The sequence below is a fragment of the Adhaeribacter soli genome (genome assembly GCF_008727925.1).
GTDB lineage: Bacteria > Bacteroidota > Bacteroidia > Cytophagales > Hymenobacteraceae > Adhaeribacter_A > Adhaeribacter_A soli.
On the sequence record NZ_VTWT01000006.1, the window covers coordinates 198,290 to 220,985 of the forward strand.

Genomic DNA, 22,696 nt, shown 5'->3' on the forward strand with positions numbered 1-22,696 from the left:
CTTTTCTGAAATTCAAGTTCCTCTTAATCACTAATCACTAATCACTAATCACTAATCACTAATCACTAATCACTAATCATTCAAGTCTCGAGTACGGCTTCGGCTTCGAGGGCTTGGGCTTCTTCTTTGCCCAGGTAGCGGTCTATGAGGGAGTGGGCCAGGTAAAGCAAAGGGGTTAGGGCAATGGCCATGATGAATTTGTAGATGTAGTTGATGATCGAAACTGAAAGCACCATTTTCAGGTCCCAGTTGCCGAATACGAAAAACGCTATAAAAAGCACCACAAAACTGTCCAGGATCTGGGAAACAAGGGTGGAACCGGTTGCCCTGAGCCAGATCATTTTAGGGCCGGTAAACTTGCGGAGGTACTGAAAAACTGAGGCATCGAGAAACTGGGAAAGCAGGAAGGCCGAAACCGAACCGATGATAATGCCTAAACCCTGCCGGAAAATACCGTTGAAAGCAAAATCCATATCGAAAGGGCGGCCGGCGGTATCCTGGTTGTTGAGATCGAGCCAGAAAGCGGCGGAAGGTAAGGCGGTTATGATGGTGATGGCCAGAAAGGCGTACAGAATCAGGATAACCGTAAGCCAGCTCACGCGTTTTACCCCGGCCTTGCCGAAATACTCGTTAATGATGTCGGACGTAATGAACACGACCGGCCAGAGCACCACGCCGGCCGTCAGGTTAAAGTCGAGCTTCATACCGTTCAGCAGCGGGATCTGGGCCGGTGCGACCCCAAGCAGGGTTTCGAGCGAAAAGATTTTTACGCCCAGCAATTCCGCCAGCAAAGCATTGGCCACTACAATACTGCTGAGCACGATGAATAACTGCGACTTTTTGTTCTGGAAACTAGCGTTCGGATGCATACCCGAAAGGTGCAAAATCTAAGGGAAAAACGCTACCGTTCGCTACGGAAATTTGTTTATGAACGCTTAAGGTTTGTGTCAGTTCCGGTAAGAAATTTACCTGGTTAACGCGTTTACTGCTTCGCCAACGGAAGAAACAAAATTAACCTGCTTGCCTTTGTTGCTTTCAAAGATGAAATCCTTCAGGCTTTGGCTCGTAAACTTCGAAAAATCACCTACAATTGCGAGCCGCACGCGATAGGTAGAAAATTTCTGCAGAATGTCTCCTGCCATTTTATTTTTCAGATCGAAGAAGTCCGGTGTGATGTTTTTTTGATGAATAATAAGGCTGTCAAAGTCCTGATAATAAACATTGCCCAGCAAATCCAAAGCATCTTCAGTATTTTGAATGATGATTTCGGTTGATGTGATTTCGGCAATTTTGGAATTGTTAATGGTGTGCTCGTGGATTTGCATTAGAGTGGTTTTTTTACATCGATAGCTAACGAATTTGGCTAAGCTGGCGTTTATCTTTGGTTAGCGGACGTTATTCATTACTATTTCATTGATTGGGTCACATTCTTCATCTTGCTTTCCTTCTTTTGGATTATAAATAAATTGTGCCTTCGTTTTTTTGGGGGCAGTAATTTTAATCGCTATTAAATAATCTTCATTTTCTATAGTGAAGACTTCATCTGCCGAACCTTCTAATCCGACACTTTGCTTAATGTTTTTTCTGCTAGTTTTTTATACTTTTCCGTGAAGTTCCATATCACCCATTATTCCATTAGAAGCTAACTGATATTCTATTGTATCAGAATTTAACCTATTAATTCCAAGGGTTAGTTTAAATCCTTCAGAATCAGTAAATGAATATACTTCTTGAAAATCTGCCCAATTAATTTTCTTGTTTCAAACTTCAGTTACTGGCTCAAAATCGTTTTTAATGGAAGAAACTTTTTTAGAAGGTATATCTTTCTTTGAATCATTTTTCTCAATAGGATCTTTCTGTTCACAAGAAAAAAGGAAAAGCACAAAGATTATTAAAACCGACCTCCTCATTAATTAAGTTTTCTTTATAATTTACAATGACCGCCAACGTGCTCGTGTATACCATGTGTGAGGCGTAGCCGAAACATTATGTATACACCTTGTTGGCGGCTGCTTTTCTTGTTCTACATGAACCAGATGTACACAATCATTTCTTTTTTATCTGAGTCAATGATAGTAAGAGTATAATCTCTTGGGTCATCTTTATCTATATCAAGTTGGTAATAACCATTCTCCATATCAGCAATCCCTTCTGGTATAGAGATTTCGGAATATTTTTCAAGAACGGGTAGAACCTTGTAATTTTTGTCAGTTGCTTGCTGCAAAATTTCATTTAGCTGCTCGTCTGTAAGTTTAGCTTTGACATGTGTTGTTCCGTCTCCATTAAACGCCCAGTCATCTTGAAGCATTTTAAACCTAATATCTCCAGGTATTTTGAGACCACTTACAAGCCTTGCTACCTTTAAAGGAGTACGTGGTGGAAAAGAATTTGGAAATATTAGGTACACTATAAGCAGTAGAACCCCTATAAATATCAGTGCCTTGTATTTCTTTTTCATTCTATCATTACAAGTTACCGCTAACGGGCTGGGCTAGGGCACGTTTTAATGTGCTTTAGGTTTGGTTAGGCTTAGTAATCTTTTCTTTTGGTATAATTAATAATTAAAAATAGCAGCAAAACCATATTTAAAATTAAACTGCCGTAAGCAAGTTTTTTTAAATTTAAGGTTCCTGTACTTGTCTCTTTAAATGAATCGTTTTCCTTAATTTTATTTATTTCTTGTTCATATTTAATACTAGGGCTGTAAGATGGAATGGTATCTAAATATGCTAAAAAACTCTTAGATTCTGAAACTAAGGCAGTACCCATACAAACATCTGTTGATAAAATTGAAGTAGGATTATTAGGTTTTGCTGCGACTAAATAGGTTTTATTTAGTTCAAAGAAAGAAGCACAGTTTGACCTAAAGTTGATTGACTGAAGCAGCATTGCCTTATTTGATTGAGTTGGTTTAAAGCCTTTCCAACATTCTTTTACTTCAAATTCTACTCTTTCCATTCCAGGCTGACCCAAATTATCTGTTAATGTAGAATCAATCTTTATTGAAATGACTTTACCAATAAAGATAAATGGTGAATGCTTATAAATTATTTCTGGTTTGGGGTTACAGAAGCAAGCATAACAATTACTTGAAGCAAATAAAAAGGCACAAATGATTATTAGCTGTTTCATTAATATTCGTTAAAACCCTTAATCTGCTTTTTTGCTATTCAAAGATTTTATAAATTTTTATTTTGCCTAACTACCATATAAACAACACTACTACGCTTATCTGCAATATATACAAAGGTGTAATCGCCTTTAGCACCATTTTTCAGAAAGGTAACTTGCAGTATTGTAAAGCGAATATAGAAGAATGTTATAGATTAGCAAAGGCAGCTTTCATTATTCGGAAAGTAGGGAATATGGCTGATGATTAGACATACCAATCAGCTTAAAGGGGGAGGAAGTTAAAATGCTATGCTAACCGGAAGAAAAAGTACTCGGAAGGGCAAACAACTATACAGGCGTCTTATTCGGAACCGTTCAGGTCATACTCCAGAATGCCCACCGTTTTTCCTTCAATAGCCAGCATGGTGTTTTCGAAAACTGCTTTGGCTTCTTCCAGTACCGGTGTCAGGTCTTTGTAGCGGGCGGAGAAATGACCGATGAGCAGGCGCTTTACTTCGGCTTTGGCGGCCAGGGTGGCGGCTTGCCGGGCAGTACTGTGGTGGGTATACGCGGCGCGTTCTTCCATGTCGCTCAGGAAGGTGGCTTCGTGGTAAAGCAGGTCTACGCCTTTAATGTAGGGCAGAATGTCTTCTTTGTACTTGGTATCGGAGCAGTAAGCATAGGAGCGGCTCCGTTTCGGGTCGGTGGTAACGTCTTTGTTGTGCACCAGAATTTCCCCGTGCTCATCCTTAATGTCTTCGCCGAATTTCAGGCGCACCAGTTGCGGCGGGGTAAGGAAGGAGGGAAGCTTTTCTTTAATGAGGTGGCGCGGCTTCGGTTTTTCCCGGAACAGGAAACCACAGCAGGGTATGCGGTGCTGCATGGGCAGCGTGTGCACCGTAATGGTTTTGTCTTCGTAGATCTTTTTGTAAACCGTAGGGTTCAGCTCGTGAAAAGTAATAGGGAACTGAAGCTGGGTATTGGAAACCTTGAACTGTAAGGTTATAAGTTCCGCCAGGCCGGGAGGGCCGAAAAGATTTAAAGGGGTGGTGCGCATCTGCAGGTGCATGGTAGAAAGCAACCCGAAAAGTCCGAAAAAATGGTCGCCGTGCAGATGGCTGATAAAGATGTTGAGAATGCGGTGATGCCTTATTTTATAGTGCATCAGCTGGCTTTGGGTGCCTTCGCCGCAATCGATCAGGTTCAGGTGGGAGCCTACCGTAAGAACCTGGGCCGTATGAAAACGGCCCGGAGCAGGAATGGCGGACGAACTGCCCAATATTTTGAGTTCAAAGTCCAAACCTGCTCCGGGTTATATATTAGTCTTCCTTGTTGGTCAGGTCGCGCTCGATTTCGTGCAGAAAAATGCGGTCGATTCCTTCTTCCACGGTAGGTAAAATGTTCAGCACCGATTCCAGTTTGGAAATGGTGATCAGTTTCATTACGTGGTCTTGCAGGCCGGTCAGGATCAGTAAGCCGTTAGAAGAATTGCACAAACGGTTGGCGATCAGGATGGAGCTAAGTCCGGAAGAATCGGTATATTTTACGTTGGTTAAATCCAAGATAAGGTTATTGATACCTTCGGCGTTGAGCTTCACGAATTCAGACTTCAGATCAGGGGCAATCGTTGTGTCAAGCTTTTTCTCGTCGATGGTAATGACGGTGTAGTTCTCTTTTTTATCGATCGTGTATTTCATACCTCGGGGTAAATGGTTCTAAGATGCGAATGTACCAAAAAAGTACCGAATAATTGTAAATCGCGGGTTAAAAAATGTTTTCTTTTATGCTTTTCTCTATTCTTTCCAGGATTCCGTCGTAGCCCGTTTTCACGAACTTCTGGCCCGTTACGCTTTCGTACAGCTCCAGGTAACGCTCCGAGATCAGGTTTACCTGTTCGTCGGTCATTTCCGGAACCGTCTGGCCGGCTTTTCCCTGGAAATTATTTTCGATCAGCCATTGCCTTACGAACTCTTTGGAAAGTTGTTTCTGTGGTTCGCCATTTTTTTGTCTTTCTTCGTAGCCGTTTGCGTAAAAATACCGGCTCGAATCAGGGGTATGGATCTCATCGATGAGGTAAACCTGCCCGTCGTATTTCCCGAATTCGTATTTCGTATCTACCAGAATAAGACCTTGTTTGGCGCCCATTTCGGTGCCGCGCTTAAATAAGGCACGGGTATAATTTTCGAGCTGCACGTATTCGGCTTCCGGCACAATTCCCTGGGCAATAATTTCTTCCCGGGAAATATCTTCGTCGTGGCCTTCGGTGGCTTTGGTGCTCGGCGTAATGATGGGCTCCGGCAGCGGGTCGTTTTCTTTCAGGCCTTCCGGCAGCGGCACGCCGCACAGCATGCGTTTGCCCTGCTGGTACTCGCGCCAGGCGTGGCCGGCCAGGTACCCGCGGATCACCATTTCAACGCGGTAAGGTTCGCAAAAGTAACCAACGGCCACGTTCGGGTTCGGCTGGCTTAAGATCCAGTTCGGTACAATATCGGAAGTGGCTTTTAAATGGTGCGCGGCTATCTGGTTCAGTACCTGACCTTTATAAGGAATAGCCCGCGGCAATACCACGTCGAAAGCGGAAATGCGGTCGGTGGCTACAATGGCCAGTTTGGTGCCGAAATAATACACATCGCGAACTTTACCCCGATAAAAGCCCGTCTGTCCTAAAAATTGAAAGTTGGTTTCTTTAAGCGCGTCCATTAAAAGAAAAGGTGAAAATGATGGCTGCAAAGGTAGGAACATATTCAGAAGGTTAAAGCAGGTTGCAAGGAAATAAATCGATTTAAAGCTAGTGCCCGACCAAATTTTTTGTAAGCATTTGCTTGACAGGATTTGTAATCCCGTCTTAACTGAGCCGTGGGATTTGTAATCCCACTTTCCAAAAATTAACCTGTTCATGCACCAGGTTTTTATGGAAGCCATTGGCAGGTTTTTCTTGCATTTGCGCTACGGTTTTCCTTCAGAAATTGGTTTTGCCGATGCGCTTCCGTAATGCACAATGTTGCGGGCCATGGCATTGAAAATCAGGAAATGGAAGGGCAGCACGGCATACCAGTAAAGCCTGCCGGTCAGGCCTTTCGGGCGGAAAGCGGCCAGTTGCTCCAGGTACTTTTTGTCGTGTTCTTCTATAATGCGGAACTGGAGCCAGGCTTCGCCGGGAAGTTTCATTTCGGCATATAAAAGCAGGCGTTTGTTTTCTTTATCGGCCAGCAGCACGCGCCAGAAATCCACCGAATCGCCGGCCCGCAAATTTACCGGATCGCGCCGGCCGCGCCGCAAGCCCACGCCGCCCACCAGTTTATCGAGCAAGCCGCGCAACCGCCAGAGCCAGTTGGTCTGGTACCAGCCCCGCTGCCCGCCGATGCGCCAGACGTTTTCCAGTACTTCCGCTTCGGGCCGGTGGATTTCAATTACCTGCCGGTCTGTAAAAACGCCGTTATGCGGGATCTGCACAAAATCCATGTAATGCTGGTTTATGGTGCCGCTTACCAGGGCGTCGGTCCAGCTGGAAATTACCGAGTTCTGTTCTATTTTAGAAAAAGCCAGTTTCAGCGCTTCTTCATAAGTAAGGCATTGGTGCGGAATTAGTTGCTGAATTTCGTGGTTTTCGGCTACCGAATCGGTTTTCAGGCTTTCCACCAATCTTCTGGCAATGGAAAAAGTAGTGCTCGTCAGGAAATACAGCCAGTAAGAAGATAGTTTCGGGGTAAGAATGGGCAACGTAATAATGGCGCGTTTCAGGCCGCGAAGCCGGGCCAGTTTAAGCAGCATTTCCTTGTAAGTAAGAACATCCGGCCCACCGATATCGAGCGTCCGATTAAGGCAGGGTTCGCAAAACAGTACTTCGGAAAGGTAAAAAAGTACGTCGCGGATGGCAATGGGCTGACACCGGGAATGCAGCCATTTCGGCGTGATCATGAGGGGCAGCTTTTCCACCAGGTCGCGGATTATTTCGAAAGAAGCGCTGCCGGAACCGATAATGATGGAAGCCCGCAAAACCGTTACCGGTACTTTGCCGGTGCGCAAAACCTGCTCCACATTCGCCCGCGAAGCCAGGTGCCGGGATAGTTTTTCGCCCTGGGAAATGCCGCTCAGGTAAAGGACCTGTTTCGCGTTGGTTTGGTTTAAGTAAGCCGTGAAATTAGCCGCTGACCGGGCTTCGGCCTGGTAAAAATCCGGAGTGCCGGAACCCATGGAATGCACCAGGTAATAGGCCGCATCGATGTCGGTAGGCAGGTTTGCGAGCGACGTTTCGTTTAAGAGGTCGGCTTTTATAACCTGCACTTGTTCCTGCAGGCTTTCTTCCAGGTGAAAACGCCGAGGATCGCGCACTATACAGATCACTTCGTGCCCTTTTTCCAGGAGCACCGGCAGCAGTCTTTTGCCAATGTAACCGTTTGCCCCGGTCAGTAATATCTTCATAAGCTTGTTTTCGAAACCGGTTCGGCCCGGCAATAAAACCCGAAATTGGTAAAATGGTTTTGAAATAAGGCATAAATAGCTTTTTACCGGGTAAACGATAGCGTTTTTACCTGATTTCCTCTAAACCAAATATTAAAAGGTGCGTTATAGGAATTGATTTCAATCTCCATATATATACGAATGGCAACTTCCGGCGCTTCCCATTATTTTTATTACCAGGACCAGAAAGTTGAATTAGGTCCGGTACTTACCGATATGCTCATTATTGGTTTTACAGAAGAAACCGACAGGGCAGAAAAAGAAAAGATCATCGGCAGTTTCGATTTTCTGGGTAACATTCTGGATGAAACAACTTCCGGCTCGGCCAATGTAACGGTTCTTTCCACCCGCAACAACCTGACGCCGGGAACCATGGAATTAAAGTTTACCGTACTCGAGCAACACCCGAAGATCATGTACGCCACCCCGTTCTTCGCCCAGCACCCAAGTTCCCCCGGACGCATGGGCATTACGAACCAGTTCATCGTTACCCTGGAAGACCTGGTAGGCCAAACCCTGCTGGAAAAGCTCATGAAACGCACCAACACCAAACTGGTAGAACCGCTGGGCCCGCAAACCTTCATCATTTCCGCCGATAAAAATTCCGCCGGAAATGCGCTCGATATGGCTAATTATTTCCACGAAAGCCCGGGCATTAAAATAGGCGAACCTGACTTTTTCCATAATTTGGTGTTGGATCAGATTTGATTAATTTGAAGATTTGGAAATTTGAAGATTTGGAAATGAGGAAATGAATTGATTCATAATTTATTTCTTTCTGAAAATAAAAAAATCTGATGCTGGAATTTCATTCCGGTATCAGACTTTTTTGGTTTAAAATGGTATCGTTTTGATTACGATTTCTGATAGTAGAGACGTAATATATTACGTCTCTCACGGCATTGCGTCTTTTTCGGCATTGTTGGCTTTATCAATATCGAACCTAATTCGAATTATCATATCGCCGCTGGAAATTTGTTTTGGGCGAATTACCCTGATTGGTGACGTACTGCCCTGAATGGAGACGTAATATATTACGTCTCTACAGGTGGTCCGGTAATTGTAAATTTCATTACCGAAAGGCAATGGTGGGGGCTTTTTAGAATAAAACGATACCGTTCTGCCTTCAAAAACTACCCTTCAAAATAAATGGCTTCGGCTTTGTCGCGAAGGTTGTAGCCCGAAGACATTACTTCGCCGTAGGCGCCGGCGGTGCGGATCGCCAGCAGGTCGCCGCGGTTCGTTTCGGGCAGCATTACGGCTTTACCGAAACAGTCGGAGGATTCACAGATCGGGCCGACTACGTCGTAGCGCATTTCGGGGGCCTTGCTGGTCTGGTTTTCTATTTTGTGGTAGCTCTGGTAAAGCGCCGGACGGATCAGTTCGGTCATGCCGGCATCCAGAATTATGAAGTTCGTTTTGATACCTTTTTTGATGTAAAGCACTTTCGAAATTAAGGTGCCGCTTTGTGCTACCAAGGCTCTTCCCAGTTCAAAGTGTACCTGCTGGCCCGGTTCTGGTTGTAGGAATTCGTTGAAAATGCCGAAGTAGGTTTCAAAATCGGGGATGGCGTTGGTTTCCGGTTCGTGGTAATCTACGCCCAGGCCGCCGCCTACGTTCAGGTGTTCTACTTTTATATTCCGGTTTAGAAACCACTGCTGAATCTCGTTTACCCGCAAACACAAAGCCCGGAATACACTCATTTCCGTGATCTGGGAACCGATGTGAAAGTGCAGGCCGATCAGCTGAAGGTGCGCAAATTGCGGCAGCAGTTCCAATACCTGTTCCAGTTCCCAGAAATTGATCCCGAATTTGTTTTCCTCCAGGCCGGTAGTAATGTAGTGATGGGTCTGGGCGTTTACGTTCGGGTTTATGCGTAAGGCAATGCGCGCCGTTTTTCCGGATTCTCCGGCCAGTTCATTCAGTACCTCCAGTTCGTGCAGCGATTCCACGTTGAAGCAGAAAATGTCGTTTTCCAACGCAAAACGCAATTCCCGGTCCGATTTTCCGACGCCGGCAAAAACTACTTTTTCAGGGGCAAAACCCGTTTCAAGCGCTCTCTTTACTTCGTTGCCGCTCACACAATCTGCCCCGAAACCGATCTGCTGCATTTCTGCCAGGATCGGTTCGTTGGAATTTGCTTTTAAGGCGTAGTGAATGTGATAGCCGTATTTTCCGGCTGCATGGGCCGCGGCCTGCAAGGTTTCGCGAAGCAGCTTCAGGTCGTAGGCGTAAAAGGGGGTAGGGTGATTTTGCAGTTCGGCTTTCTTGATGTGCAGCATTTATTTACCTCCTTCGCCAAATACGTGATCGTTCAGAGCCGTAAGCGCTTCTACTTTATGCTCGGTTTTTATCAGGAAACTGATATTGTTTTTACTGCCGCCGTAGGAGATCATCCGCAAGGGAATGTGCTGCAGGGCCGTAATTACCTTCAGCGCATAACCGGTGCTTTCGGCCAGAAAATCGCCGACTACGCAAATAATGGTCAGGTCCTGTTCCACTTCCACGTTGCCGAAAATTTTCAGGTCTTCTACAATCGCACCAAGGTGTTTGGTGTCGTCAATGGTCAGGGAAACAGCTACTTCCGAAGTGGTGATCATGTCGATCGGGGTTTTGTAAATCTCGAACACTTCGAATACGCTTCTCAAAAAACCATATGCCAGCAGCATGCGGCTCGACTGGATCTTTATTGCCGTGATGCCGTCTTTGGCGGCCACCGCTTTAATATTATGGCCGGTGGTTTCGCCGGAAATTAAGGTGCCGCGGGCTTCGGGTTGCATCGTGTTGAGCAGGCGCACCGGAATGTTTTCCTGCTTGGCCGGCCATACGCTGCTCGGGTGCAGAATTTTCGCCCCGAAATAAGCCAGCTCCGCCGCCTCGTCGAACGACAATTCCGCGATTGGGTAGGTGTTCTTTACAATGCGCGGATCGTTGTTGTGCATGCCGTCGATGTCGGTCCAGATCTGGACTTCTTCGGCTTTCATGGCGGCGCCCAGCAAGGAAGCCGTGTAATCGGAGCCGCCCCGTTTCAGGTTATCGATCTCCCCGAAGGCATTGCGGCAAATATAGCCCTGGGTAATGAAGATCTGGTTTTGGTCGTGCTGTGCCAGTTCCCGCTCCAGGTTTTCGCGGATGTACGGCATATCCGGTTCTTGGTGCTGATCGAGGCGCATAAAGTTCAGAGCCGGCAACAGGGCCGATGGTACGCCGGTTTCCTGCAGATGAAAATAAAACAAAGCCGTGGAAAGCAATTCTCCCTGAGCCAGAATGGCGCGTTCTTCGTTGCTGGTAAAAAGGTCTAAGGTGAAGGCCTGCAGGTAGGCAAAATGTTCGGATAAAAGCTGCAGCGCCTGCTGTTTATAATTTTCTGTTTCGAACAGTTCTGCCACCACTAACTGGTACTGACGGTGCAGTTCTTGGATCTGTTTTTTGGCTTCTTCGGTGCGTTGGTTTTTGAGGAGTTCTGTAATTTCTACCAGGCGGTTGGTGGTACCGCTCATGGCCGAAAGCACCACCAGAACCGGACGGTTTTCGCGCTGCACCAGCTGGGCAACATTTTTTATACGGGAAGCGGACCCTACGGAGGTGCCGCCAAATTTTAAAACTTTCATTTATAAAGGATTATGCGTAAAAACGCAACAAAATAGGAGTGCAAAAGTACGGAGAAAGGTCGGGAATTGTTTGAACTTTTGTAAATAGAGTGTTACTTTTTCGGGAAAATCGATATGGTCCAGAGTGGGCTTTGGTGGGTATGGCTCTAAGTTGTTGGTGAAAACACCAATAACGGCAGGGAAAAGGTTCTAAAAAAGATAAATCAATAATTATCCTTGTTAATTGGAACAGAAAATTGTTTGGAATCTATATAATCGGTGAATGAATTTGAGTAAAGAGTACGTCCCCATTTTGAATACTTTAGTCTGCATTCAGTTTTAAAATTTCCTTTGTAACGTATTAATTTGGCAATTGCAATTTCGCCAGGTTCCAGAACAACATCTCTGGCACCTGTTGCACAGTAATATTCTATTGGCGTTTCTATATCTACCCAGTTACCGGATCTATCTTTTGCCTGACGCACAATTTCTTCGAGATTATTAAATGTGCCGATTGAGATAAGCGAATCACTTAAATTTTGAACAACCACCATAAAAGACCTGTAACTCCTGGTAGAGTCGATTTCGATCCTTTTCGATTGTTCGTTGAAGCTTTTAAAATTTAGATTATAAGTTAACTTAAAGGCCGTATCGACTTTAATCTTCAGTTTGCTGTTGTCGGCAAAAGTGAAATTTCTGGCATGTCTAAACTTAATGTCGTCTTGCGTATTGCTATTCTTTCTGGTCGCTTCTTTACCGAGGGTGATAGTATCTGTTAATTTCCCCAGATAAAAAATGGGATAAAATCCTATCCGGTCATTAGGATCATATTCCATAGGGCCTCCCGAAGTTTCCGTAGAATCTATTATCGTTAAGCCTCGGTGGCTTAAAACTACAGGCCTTAGATCGGTTTGGCAACTGACAAGCAGCAGCGTAAACAGAAAGGGGATAAAGGCCTTCACACGATTGAATTAAGGCGATTCACTGGTTTTAAAAGAAGTTTTAAATCTAAACTTACTTCGGTACTTCCACGCCATTCCGGAAAATTGCCGAACGTACGGTTTTCCCGTTTTCATCGGTCCATTTCCAGTTGCCGGTTTCTTTGTTGTTGCGGAAGGCGCCGGTAATTTCGGTTTTGCCGCTTTCGAAGTACTGCCGGAATTTGCCCGAACGTAAGCCGCTTTTGTACTCGGTTTCGGTTTTCAGCTTGCTGGAAGGGTAGAAGGTTTGCATGAGTCCGGTTATTTTTCCGTTAATGTATTCGGCTTTGCTTTCTACCTGCCCGTTTTCGTGGTAGGTGAAGCGAGGTCCGGAAACGCGGTTATTCAGGTACGTTTCTTTTATTTTCAGCTTTTTGGGGGCATCGTAATACGTGAGCCATTCCCCGTTCTTTTGCTTGTTTGTGTAAACCTGCTGTTCCTGGATGTTGCCGCTTTCGTAATAGAGGGTCACTTTGCGGTCGCGGGCTTCGTTGCTGTATTTGGTTTCTTCTTTCAGCTTGCCGCTTTCATAAAACTTCTGGCCGGTACCTACCAGTACGCCTTCCTTGTAGGTGCTGATGCTGAGGGGTTTGCCGTTTTCGTAGTACGATTTTACTAGGCCGTCGCGCTTGCCGGTGGTAGCTGTCAGATCCGCTACTTCGCGGGCTCGGGTTTTATTACCATCGAAGAAATTTTCGGGTTCTTTTTCTATTTTAACCGTTTTATAGGCGCCTTCAGTTTCCAGGCCGCCGCTCCGGTAATAGCTCTTATAAGAGCCGGTCTTGCCGCTTTTTTCCTGTTGGGCTTCCGATTTCAGCTGGCCGTTATCGTAATAAGTTTTGTAATAGCCGTCGAGGTTGCCGTTCAGGTAGCGGGCCTCGCTTTCGAGCTGACCGTTCTCGTAGTAGGTCTTGGCCAGGCCGTTCTGCTGGTTGTTTTTGTAGGTGATCTCAGATTTGAGTTTGCCGTTCAGGAAATATTCTTTCACCAGGCCGTCCGGAAAACCATTTACAAAAGCCGCTTCCATTTTCGGGTTACCGTTTTCGTAATACGTTTTTATCACGTTGCTCTGCTGGTCGTCTTTGTAAGAACCTTCCTGCAAAATTTTTCCGTCGGGGTGAAAGGCCTGAAAGATGCCGTTCTTTTGCCCGTTCTGGTAAGGAACCCGGAATTTCACGGCACCGATTTCGTACAGTTCGGTATACAGGCTATCGGGTTTGCCGTTCACGAATTTGGCGATCACTTCCGGTTTACCGCTTTTATAGAACTTCCGGTATTTGCCCTGCACCAGGGTATCCGGATCGGTAGTGATGTAGTAAAGCTCTTTTAAATGCTTGCGGTCCGCATCGTAATAGGTCGTTACTTTTATTTGCGGCTTGCCGGTATTTTCAAAGCGCTTATAATCTTCCCGTTGTGCCACGGAAATGGTAGCAAAAGCGAGCAAAAAAGTACCGGTAAGGGTGAAGCGGTGCATATTTAATGTGCTAATTTTTTAATGTGCTAATGTGCTAATGTGCTTAGATATTGGTATCTGGATATTAGTATCTGGATCAAAATTCGCAAGATTTTATTTCCAATAGAATACATAGTCGGATTTTCTTTCAGGTTATGCGTTTATTTTAGTCCTACTATTTGACTGTTTCTGCGGAAACTAAACAGCCTTTCATGCTGACGGTTTACCATTTTCTCATTTCAGGATTCATGATTCAAACCACAATTCTGAAAATTCTGATTCAGACCATAATTCTGAAAATTCCGGGAATTCTGAAAATTCTGATCCAGACAAATAATCCTGAAAATCCCTGAATCCTGAAAATCCTGATCTAAATCCTGATCTAAAAGCAAAAAGCCTTACATCTGTGAACGTAAGGCTTTTTGAAATTAGTATGCTGTTACCTTAAAAAGGTAAATTACATTTTCTCCAGTACAATAGCAGAAGCGCCGCCGCCGCCGTTGCAGATACCGGTCACGCCGATCTTTCCGCCTTTGGTGTTCAGCACGTTAATAAGCGTGGTAACGATCCGGGCACCGGAAGCTCCCAGCGGGTGACCCAAAGAAACCGCACCGCCGTAAACGTTTACGTTGTCGCCGCTTAAGCCTAACTTCTGGTTGTTGGCAATGGAAACTACCGAGAAGGCTTCGTTGATCTCGTAGAAATCTACCATGTCGGCAGAAACTCCGGCATTTTTCAAAGCTTTCGGTATAGCAAGGGAAGGCGTAGTAGTGAACCATTTCGGCTCCTGCTCGGCATCGGCAAAACCTAAGATCTTCGCGATTGGTTTTACGCCCAGCTCTTCGGCTTTCTCTTTGCTCATTAATAAAACTGCAGCCGCGCCGTCGTTCAGGGTAGAAGCGTTGGCAGCCGTTACGGTACCTTCTTTATCGAAAACAGGTTTCAGACCAGCAATTTTATCGAAATTCACTTTGCCGTATTCTTCGTCTTCCGAAACCACGATCGGGTCTTTACCGCGTTGCGGAATGGAAACCGGAACGATCTCGTTCTTCATCATGCCGGCTTTGGCAGCTTCGGCAGAACGCTTGTAGCTCTGGATCGCGAATTCATCCTGCATTTCGCGGGTGATCTTCATTTCGCGGGCCGTGTTTTCAGCCGCCGAACCCATGTGGTAATCGTTGTAAACATCCCACAGACCGTCTTTTACCAGACCGTCGATCATTTGCTGGTGACCTAATTTTGCGCCGAAACGGGCTTTATCTAAATAATAAGGCACGTTGCTCATGCTTTCCATACCGCCGGCAACCACTACATCTTTGTGGCCCAACATAATGGCTTGCGCGCCGAACATAATGGCTTTGGAACCGGAAGCACAAACTTTATTAACGGTAGTGCATTCTACTTCGTAACCCAGGCCGGCATAAATAGCCGCCTGACGGGCAGGGGCCTGGCCAACATTGGCGCTCAGCACGTTACCCATAATTACTTCCTGTACTTCTTTCGGATCTACGCCGGCTTTTTCCAGAGCGCCTTTTATGGCAGCCGCACCTAACTGGGTAGCAGATACGCTGGCCAAAGCGCCGCCAAAGGAACCGATTGGCGTACGAACCGCCGAGATCACATATACTTCTTTCGTTTGCATAAAGCGTTGATTTCTATTTTGGTCGTGAAATTAGAAGAACTATGCGGGAAAAGCAAATTGGGTGAATTGTTGATTGTTAATTGTTAATTGTTAATTGATTATTTCAAAGATGGATATTAGGTTTTTACATATATGACTCATCTGGCTACAAGTAAGGAAGTTAGTTTTAGTTAACTAGTACTAAAAACCAGCCTCATTTGATAATTGAAAATGGTGTTCAATTAATGGAATTCCAATCAACAATCAACAATTAGCAATCAACAATTCTACCAGTCCGGCTTCGACTTATCCCTCTTCTTTGTGCCTTCTTTCGGTAGCTGCTGCAGGTATTGCTGTTCGGCGGCGCGCATGGCGTTCAGCATCATTTCGGCCTGTTCAGGGCTGATGTTAGCTTTGCGGAGGCGGTCGTACTGGGTTTGCAGGCGCTTTTCCTGGCCGGAAGCTGCTTCTTTGCCGCCGTTTTTATTGGGCTTTTCGGGTTGCGCCTTGTCGTCGTTTTCGGCTAAGTGCTGACCTTCTTCGTTGCCTTTTTCTTCGCCTTGTTTTTGCTCTTTTTCCGTACCGTTTCCGCCGGAAGGTTTTTCCTGCTTCGGCGGTTGCTGGCTTTCCGGGTTCGTTTGTTTTTCCGGTTTTTGCTGCTGATCGCCTTTTTCGGGTTGGTTCGGATCCTCTTTTTCCTGGTTACCGTTCTGGTCCGGGCTTTCGCTTTGCTGTTGTTCCTGTTTTTGCTTTTCTTCCTGCTTCGGTTGCTCCTGTTTTTCTTTTTTCTCCGGTGCCGGCGGCGGAATTTTATTTTGTTCTTCCGGATTTTCGCGGAGGTATTTTTTCAGCATTTCGTAGTTGTAGCGGGCCTGCTCGTTTTGCGGATCGGCTACAAGTGCTCGTTTGTAAAACGTAAGCGCCTTTTTGTAATCCGGTACTTTTGCCTGCAGCGTGCCGAGTTGTTCCCAGGCGATGGAGCGTAGTTTAGCATCGGGGTTTTTCAGGCATTTTTCATACGCTTTCTGCGCTTTTTCCGGCTGGTTATTTTTCCGGTAGGCATGCGCCAGGTTTAGCAGCAGGTAAGGGTCCGCATCGCCGATCTCATACACCAGGAATTCGTAGTTTTTAACCGCTGCCGCATAATTGCCTTGCTGATAGGCGGCTGCCGCTTTCTTACTGTGCTCGTTCCGTTCGGCAATGTTCTGGAAACCGCCTATGCCCAGAAATAAGAATAAAAGGAGCCAGAGTGTTTTCATATCCGGAAGGTATTAAAGCGAACGGTTGCATCGATCAGCATCAGCAGCAGGGCGGCCAGTAGGGGGTAGAAATACTTGTTTGCCTTTACATCAATGGTTTTGCTCTGCCGCACGTTGCCCTGTACGTTATTAATGGCGCTGATCAGTTTGCTTACTTCGCTGGCCCGTTCGTTTATTTCAAAATATTGGCCTTCGGTGCGGGAAGCGATTTCCTGCAACGCTTCGGCGTTCAGTTTGGTAAGTACTTTCTGGCCTTCGTTGTCGCGTTTAAAGCCGTTACCTATCGGAATGTTTCCTCCCGCGGCCGAGCCTACGCCCAACGTAAATACCCGCACATCCGCTTTCACCAGGTCGTTTACCGGTTTTCTAAGGTTTTCCCCGAAATCTTCCCCGTCGGAGATCAATACCAGTACTTTGGCTGATTGCTGCCGGTTCGCCGTTTCTTCTTCCCTGAATTTTTCGGCAGCCAGTTCGAGTGGAGCAGCTAGATCGGTTCCGGCCCGCGGTACCAGGTTCGTGTTCAGGGTTTGGGTGTACAGGTTCAGCGCGCTTTGGTCGAAGGTGAGGGGGCATTGCACAAATGCCTCGGAGGAAAAAATGAGCAGGCCAACGCGGTCGGAATTGAATTTCTGCAGTAGCTTCGGCAGTTCGAATTTAACCTTTTCCAGGCGCGAAGGCTGCACGTCGGTGGCGTTCATGGACTGGGAAAGGTCTACGGCAACCAGAATGTCTTTTCCGGTGGTTTTAATTTCTTTTTTTGCCGCTCCGAAAGAGGGACCCAGTAAGGCTATGATGAGCAGACCGAAATAGGTTGTGCGCAAAAGCAGTTTCAGCCAGATCAGGTGCGGTTTCTGGTGCAGGGCGTTGGCCAGCTTTTTCATCCGGAACAGGTAGGCCCCGTAAAGCAGGATGAATGCTGCTACGAAAATAAGCTCCAGTAAAGAAAACGATTGGCTCCAGATCATGCCGGTTTAAAAATTGCTCCCCAAAGATACGAATTTGCCTTGGCCTGCCTACAAAACGTGGCTTTGCCGGTATTCAGGATGCGAAACTAAAATTTTCTTTTCAAACCAATTCAGGTAAACGCAAAACTGCAGCCGGCAATAGACCATTTCAGCATTATTCGCAGAGGTGAAGCCGGTTGCAATAACTTTTTTCAGATAAGCTTGTTTCGCTAACACAGCAGTAATTAAGCTGCTGCATCGTGTCCGAAAATCAGCGTTTGCCTTTTAGGTAGCGGTTTCAGGTTGGCTGCCGGGACGCGGGTTTAAAAGACAATTCAGTTATTAAGCATTTAAATTTAAATTTCTGGTGCATATGCGTAAGATATTACTTCTTTCCCTGCTTTTGTTTCATGCTGCTGTAATGGCCAAAGCCCAATGGGTGAGTCAGCCTTTGGGTTTTTCAACGCCTATTCTGGTGTACGAAATGGAAGCCGTGAACCAACAGGTAATCTGGGCGGCCGGGGCCGATACCATTGCCAATCCAGGGCAGTCTTTTGTGAAATCGACCGACGGCGGCATGACCTGGACGGTGGGTGCCATCAACAATCCTCAGGATTTTATTATCAATAACCTTTCGGCCATAGACGCCAATACCGCCTGGGTTGCCATGATCGATGATATTAACGGGGGCGGCGCCATAAAAAAGACCATAAACGGCGGTCAGACCTGGAATAACCAGGGGGTAAATATATTTACCGACCCCTCCAGTTACCCGAATGTGATCCATTTTTTCGATGCCAATAACGGGGTGGTTTTCGGCGACCCGGTTGGCGGGTATTGGGAAATTTACGGTACTACCAATGGCGGCTCCACCTGGACCCGTCTTCCTGCCGGCAGCGTACCGAATATACTTCCAAATGAATTCGGCATGTTTTCGGAGGCTACCATCGGCGACACTATTTGGGTGGGTACTTCGGAAGGAAGGGTTATCCGTTCCATTAATCAGGGGCAAACCTGGACCGCCGCCAATACTCCACTTTTAGACATTCAGGCCATAGCCTTTTCGAACAGTACAAATGGGCTGGCCTTCAGTAGCAACGGCGATCTGGCCCGGACGGCAGACGGGGGACAAACCTGGTCGGCCATAACCTACCAGGGAGATATCTACGATTATGATATGGCGGCTGTTCCGGGCGTGCCGGGCACTTTCATTACCACCGGCTTTAATACTACCGGCCAGCCGGGATCGTCTTATACCCGGGATTATGGCTTGAACTGGCAGGTAATTGATACCATTCCCCACATGGCGGTGGCCTTTGCCTCAGGAAATTCCGGCTGGACTTCCGGCATTAACAGCCGGACGGCTTACCGTTGGGGCGGCAACTTAGCGGGAATTACGAAAGCGATCAGTAAAGCTTCCTTGAACGTGTATCCAAATCCAAGCACCGGGGCTGTATATATCCAGAATGCAAGGCCAGGCGAAAAATTAACGGTTCGAGACATGACCGGCCGGGAAGTTTACTCCACCAAAGGGATTGGTTTAAATTCTGCCAATCCGCACCAATTAGGCCATTTGCCCAAAGGACTTTATATACTTACTTTGGAAACCGATAAGGAGATCAGAACGCAGAAACTGGTCCTGGAGTAGGGGAGACGCTGGTTTTGAATTCACTATTATTAAAGGCTAGTGGCTGAAAGATGGTTGTTGGTGAAAACACCATAGCCGTCAGGCTAAAGAAAAAAGCCGGTCATTCTGAGCTTGTCGAAGAAACTAATGGTTATTTCTATGGGAATTGAGCATTCCTGAAACGGGAGTCGAAAGGACCCAGCGTAGCTGCAATAAATGCCTTTCGTTTGGGTTCGATATGCGATAGTTCCCTCAACTTCGTTCGGGATGACCCAATAAAATAGTTTGACCTGGCCATGATGAAAACACGCAACAAGGACGAACGGATGAACCCGACCATTTAAATTTTATGGAGCATGGGCATTCGTTTGTAGCAAGGAAGGCTTTCGGAAGCGATCCTGGTTTTGGAATAAGGCCGGTTTTTAGCAGATTTTCCTGTTGTTTTGGTTGAAGAGAGTTAAGCCGGAGAAAAATTGAAAAAATAATCGGGGCGGGAGTAAAAACTATTTGTTTTAAAATCAGAATATTAGCCGGATTTGCGGAAATACTTTGAATTTTTCTGTTAAAAAATAAGTTACACTAGTTGCTAATCTGAAATAAGATTCTGTATATTTGCACATCCTTTAGCAGAAAGGGTCACGGAGAGGTGGGTGAGTGGCTGAAACCAGCAGTTTGCTAAACTGTCGTACGGGTCAAACTGTACCGGGGGTTCGAATCCCCCCCCCTCCGCAGAAAAATTTATTTTTTGAATTGATGCATTTCATTCAAAAATAGTTTAAGTTTGCACCGCAATTGAACAGAAGCCTTCGGGATGAAATTCAAAAGCAAAGTTCGGGGTGTAGCGTAGCCCGGTATCGCGCCACATTTGGGATGTGGAGGTCGTAGGTTCGAATCCTGCCACCCCGACTTATTTAAATTACGAATTACGAATTGCGAATTACTTGTTCCGAAAGAACATTCCTAATTCCTAATTTATAATTCGTAATTTTTTTTTACCCGGTCCCATAGCTCAGCTGGATAGAGCAACTGCCTTCTAAGCAGTAGGTCTTTGGTTCGAATCCAAATGGGATCACTTTCTGAAAAGCCTCTTTACGCCTGTAGAGAGGCTTTTTTGTTACCTGGTTTTCGACTGTTTTACCTACGGTTTTTTAATTTTTATAACCCCTGCTTTCTCCGGTAAAATTTCCAGATTTCCACCCAGAAAGTTGCCGGTAACGCAACGGCCAGACAAAGCAAAAGCTGCTTAACCGAAAGCGGTTCAAAGCCGAAAAGCGTTCTCAAAAACGGTAGGTAAATCGTCAGGAAAAGGATGCCCAGGGAAATTGATAAAACTAGCGGGATCAGGTAATTCTTATAACGGATGGTGGTGAAAACCGAGTAATGAAAAGACCGGTTGACCAGGGTAAGAAACAGGTTGCAGAAAATAAGCGTGGCAAAAATAACGGTGCGGGTAGTGGTATTCAGCGCGCCGCTTTGCATAAAGTAATAGCCAATTCCCAGACAGGCAGCAGCAATTACCAGACCTTGTACCATGCTTAAGCCCAGTTCTTTAAACGTGAGGAACGAGTGCGTGAGTTTGCGGGGTGGTTTCTGCATGGAGTTCGCTTCGATGGGTTCGTTCTCGTACACAATGGAGCAGGTCGGGCCCATGATCAGTTCCAGGAAAATAACGTGCACCGGCGAAAAAATGCCGGTAAACGGCCAGAGCAAAACCAGGGGCATGGTTACGATCAGGATAATTGGGATGTGAATGGAAATGATGTACTGAATCGCTTTTTTGAGGTTTTCGTAGATGCGGCGGCCGATAGCAATGGCCTCGGTCATATGCGAAAGATCGTCGTCGGCGAGGATGAGCGAGGCAGCGCTTTTGGCTACTTCGCTGCCCCGTTTGCCCATGGCAATGCCAATGGTTGCCGCCTTTAAGGCCGGTCCGTCGTTTACGCCGTCGCCGGTCATGCCTACCACTTCGTTATTCGCTTTCAGGGCCTGAATTACTTTGAGTTTGGCTTCCGGGAACATGCGGGCAAAAACCGCCATGCTTTTTACTTTTTCCCGTAATACGTTTTCAGGCATTTCCAGTACTTCCGCGCCGGTTAACGTTTCACCAATTCCCTGCATGTTAATTTGCGAAGCAATGGCCAGCGCAGTAGGAGCGTAGTCGCCGGTGATCATTTTGATCTGGATTCCGGCCTGGTAAAATTGCTGCAGCGTTTCTTTGATATTGTCTTTGGGCGGATCGTAAAATGCCACCAGACCCAGAAATTCGAATTGCAGCTCAAATTGGGTAGCCGGCAATTCGGAAAACGGCACATTGGCTTTCCCGACGCCTAAAACCCGGTAGCCTTTGCCGGCAAGTTGTTCGGTGAGCAGTTGGATTTTATTTTTTTGTTCCGGCGTTAAAATGCTTTGCTGCAGCACGCCTTCCACGGCGCCTTTGCAGGCAATAATATTTTGGCCCTGATTGTTGCTGAAAACGTGGGTCATGCGAGGTGGTTGGCCTTCGAGCGGATACTCGTGGGATTGCCGGAATTCTGGCCGCAAGTCTTCCGGCGAGGTTTCGGCGTAAACCCGGTGCAGCGATTTTTCCATCTCGTCGAAAGGCTCGGTTTCGGAAGCCCACATGGCGTATTCCAGCACTTCGCTGAATTGAAATGGCGCGTTGGTAAAATCAGAAAGGCGGTCGGTTGAAAACTCGTAGATAGCGGCCAGTTGCATTTCGTTGCGCGTGAGGGTGCCGGTTTTATCTACGCAAATTACCGTAGCCGCGCCCAGGCTTTCTACCGTTTGCGGGCTTTTGGTGATCACTTTGTCGCGGTACAAACGGTAGGCACCCAGGGCCATAAACGTGCTGAAAGCCACCGGGATCTCCTCCGGTAAAACCGACATGGCCAGCGTTAAGCCGCGTAGTAAGCTTTGGATCAGGTCGTTGGAAACGTAGAAATTAATTCCCCAGACCAGAAGAAAAGCCATTACTCCGAAGATCACCATATTTCTTACAAAACTTCTTATCTGGAGCTGCAGCGGGGTTTTTTCGGCTTTTATTTCGGTTAGGGATTGGCTGATCTTACCCAGTTCAGTATTTTTCCCAATGGCATAAACCCGTGCGGTGCAGGAACCGGAAACCACCAGCGTACCTTTCAGAATCTTATTATCGGGTTCCTGCGGGCTTTTTACTACGGCCAACGATTCCCCGGTAAGGATGCTTTCGTTTACGCTGAAATCGTTAGCTTTCAGGATCTGGGCGTCGGCAGGAACCAGGTTGCCATCTTCTACCAGGATCAGATCATGCATAACCACTTCTTCGGTGGGGATTTCCAAGGTATTGCTGTTGCGGATTACTTTTGCGTGCGGGGCCGAAAGTTTTTTCAGCGCGCTGATGGCGTTCCGGCTCCGGTTTTCCTGGTACAAAGAAATGCCGGCTACAAATGTCAGGGCGCACAGCATAATGAAGCCTTCCTGGTATTCTCCCAAAAGAAAATAAAGTGAGGCCGTCAGGATCAGGATGATGAACAAAGGCTCGGTAATCACTTCTTTCAGCACCTGCCAGAAATGGTTGTCGGGCTCGTGATCCGTTTGGTTCGAACCGAATTTCCGGCGGTTTTCAAGCACTTCTTTATCGGAAAGGCCGGTTAATTGCAGGGGCTCCATGG

Annotated in this window: 18 protein-coding genes and 3 tRNA genes; 5 read left to right on the forward strand and 16 right to left on the reverse strand. The window is 46.5% G+C overall.

From position 1 onward, the window contains the following. Window positions 1-80: 80 nt before the first annotated feature. From F0P94_RS12095 to F0P94_RS12130, 8 genes are all read right to left on the reverse strand, one after another. On the reverse strand, window positions 81-869 hold the full coding sequence (locus F0P94_RS12095; protein ID WP_150904153.1) for a queuosine precursor transporter: 789 nt from the start codon (window positions 867-869) through the stop codon (window positions 81-83). Between the two features lie 96 nt (window positions 870-965). Further along, window positions 966-1,325: a DUF4180 domain-containing protein gene (locus F0P94_RS12100; protein WP_150904154.1), complete on the reverse strand. Its 360-nt coding sequence runs from the start codon at window positions 1,323-1,325 to the stop codon at window positions 966-968. A 698-nt stretch (window positions 1,326-2,023) separates the two neighbouring features. Beyond that, window positions 2,024-2,458, reverse strand: a complete 435-nt coding sequence (locus F0P94_RS12105) for a hypothetical protein (protein WP_150904155.1) — start codon at window positions 2,456-2,458, stop codon at window positions 2,024-2,026. Between the two features lie 71 nt (window positions 2,459-2,529). After that, the gene (locus F0P94_RS12110; protein ID WP_150904156.1) at window positions 2,530-3,132 is read right to left on the reverse strand and encodes a hypothetical protein; all 603 of its coding nucleotides are present in this window, start codon (window positions 3,130-3,132) and stop codon (window positions 2,530-2,532) included. Window positions 3,133-3,472: 340 nt separating this feature from the next. Further along, entirely contained in the window at window positions 3,473-4,411 is a 939-nt protein-coding gene (locus F0P94_RS12115; RefSeq protein WP_150904157.1) for a ribonuclease Z, read from the reverse strand. A 19-nt stretch (window positions 4,412-4,430) separates the two neighbouring features. Beyond that, the gene (locus tag F0P94_RS12120) at window positions 4,431-4,808 is read right to left on the reverse strand and encodes an STAS domain-containing protein (RefSeq protein WP_150904158.1); all 378 of its coding nucleotides are present in this window, start codon (window positions 4,806-4,808) and stop codon (window positions 4,431-4,433) included. Between the two features lie 67 nt (window positions 4,809-4,875). After that, complete coding sequence (locus tag F0P94_RS12125) at window positions 4,876-5,811, reverse strand: phosphoribosylaminoimidazolesuccinocarboxamide synthase (RefSeq protein WP_150904159.1); 936 nt, start codon at window positions 5,809-5,811, stop codon at window positions 4,876-4,878. 246 nt (window positions 5,812-6,057) lie between these two features. Next, window positions 6,058-7,533 carry an SDR family oxidoreductase gene (locus F0P94_RS12130; RefSeq protein ID WP_150904160.1) on the reverse strand — a complete coding sequence of 492 codons (1,476 nt, stop codon included), beginning with the start codon at window positions 7,531-7,533 and terminating at the stop codon, window positions 6,058-6,060. A 180-nt stretch (window positions 7,534-7,713) separates the two neighbouring features. Between F0P94_RS12130 and F0P94_RS12135 the strand changes: the two genes are divergently transcribed. After that, on the forward strand, window positions 7,714-8,280 hold the full coding sequence (locus F0P94_RS12135; RefSeq protein ID WP_150904161.1) for a hypothetical protein: 567 nt from the start codon (window positions 7,714-7,716) through the stop codon (window positions 8,278-8,280). A gap of 425 nt (window positions 8,281-8,705) precedes the next feature. On the opposite strand, the gene lysA is transcribed toward F0P94_RS12135, so the two are convergent. The 7 genes from lysA to F0P94_RS12175 all read right to left on the reverse strand — a co-directional run bounded on the left by lysA (window position 8,706) and on the right by F0P94_RS12175 (window position 17,440). Continuing rightward, the gene (lysA, locus tag F0P94_RS12140) at window positions 8,706-9,854 is read right to left on the reverse strand and encodes a diaminopimelate decarboxylase (protein ID WP_150904162.1); all 1,149 of its coding nucleotides are present in this window, start codon (window positions 9,852-9,854) and stop codon (window positions 8,706-8,708) included. Further along, window positions 9,855-11,183, reverse strand: a complete 1,329-nt coding sequence (locus F0P94_RS12145) for an aspartate kinase (protein ID WP_150904163.1) — start codon at window positions 11,181-11,183, stop codon at window positions 9,855-9,857. 203 nt (window positions 11,184-11,386) lie between these two features. Beyond that, a complete protein-coding gene (locus tag F0P94_RS12150; protein ID WP_150904164.1) occupies window positions 11,387-11,998 on the reverse strand; it encodes a hypothetical protein in 612 nt (203 codons plus the stop codon). Window positions 11,999-12,176: 178 nt separating this feature from the next. After that, the gene (locus F0P94_RS12155) at window positions 12,177-13,616 is read right to left on the reverse strand and encodes a toxin-antitoxin system YwqK family antitoxin (RefSeq protein WP_150904165.1); all 1,440 of its coding nucleotides are present in this window, start codon (window positions 13,614-13,616) and stop codon (window positions 12,177-12,179) included. Window positions 13,617-14,052: 436 nt separating this feature from the next. Next, window positions 14,053-15,237, reverse strand: coding sequence for an acetyl-CoA C-acyltransferase (locus F0P94_RS12165; RefSeq protein WP_150904166.1), 1,185 nt, complete (start codon window positions 15,235-15,237; stop codon window positions 14,053-14,055). 266 nt (window positions 15,238-15,503) lie between these two features. Further along, a complete protein-coding gene (locus tag F0P94_RS12170) occupies window positions 15,504-16,475 on the reverse strand; it encodes a tetratricopeptide repeat protein (protein WP_150904167.1) in 972 nt (323 codons plus the stop codon). Next, complete coding sequence (locus F0P94_RS12175) at window positions 16,472-17,440, reverse strand: VWA domain-containing protein (protein ID WP_150904168.1); 969 nt, start codon at window positions 17,438-17,440, stop codon at window positions 16,472-16,474. The genes F0P94_RS12170 and F0P94_RS12175 overlap by 4 nt, the downstream gene beginning before the upstream one ends. A 352-nt stretch (window positions 17,441-17,792) precedes the next feature. Here F0P94_RS12175 and F0P94_RS12180 point away from each other — a divergent pair, with 352 nt between their 5' ends. The 4 genes from F0P94_RS12180 (at window position 17,793) to F0P94_RS12195 (ending at window position 20,118) form a co-directional block, all read left to right on the forward strand. After that, a complete protein-coding gene (locus tag F0P94_RS12180) occupies window positions 17,793-19,067 on the forward strand; it encodes a T9SS type A sorting domain-containing protein (protein WP_150904169.1) in 1,275 nt (424 codons plus the stop codon). Between the two features lie 619 nt (window positions 19,068-19,686). Next, window positions 19,687-19,775 (forward strand) — tRNA-Ser (locus tag F0P94_RS12185). Between the two features lie 103 nt (window positions 19,776-19,878). Beyond that, window positions 19,879-19,952 (forward strand) — tRNA-Pro (locus F0P94_RS12190). Between the two features lie 92 nt (window positions 19,953-20,044). After that, window positions 20,045-20,118, forward strand: a tRNA-Arg gene (locus tag F0P94_RS12195). An 83-nt stretch (window positions 20,119-20,201) separates the two neighbouring features. On the opposite strand, the gene F0P94_RS12200 is transcribed toward F0P94_RS12195, so the two are convergent. Further along, on the reverse strand, window positions 20,202-22,694 hold the full coding sequence (locus F0P94_RS12200; RefSeq protein WP_150904170.1) for a cation-translocating P-type ATPase: 2,493 nt from the start codon (window positions 22,692-22,694) through the stop codon (window positions 20,202-20,204). Window positions 22,695-22,696 lie beyond the last annotated feature (2 nt).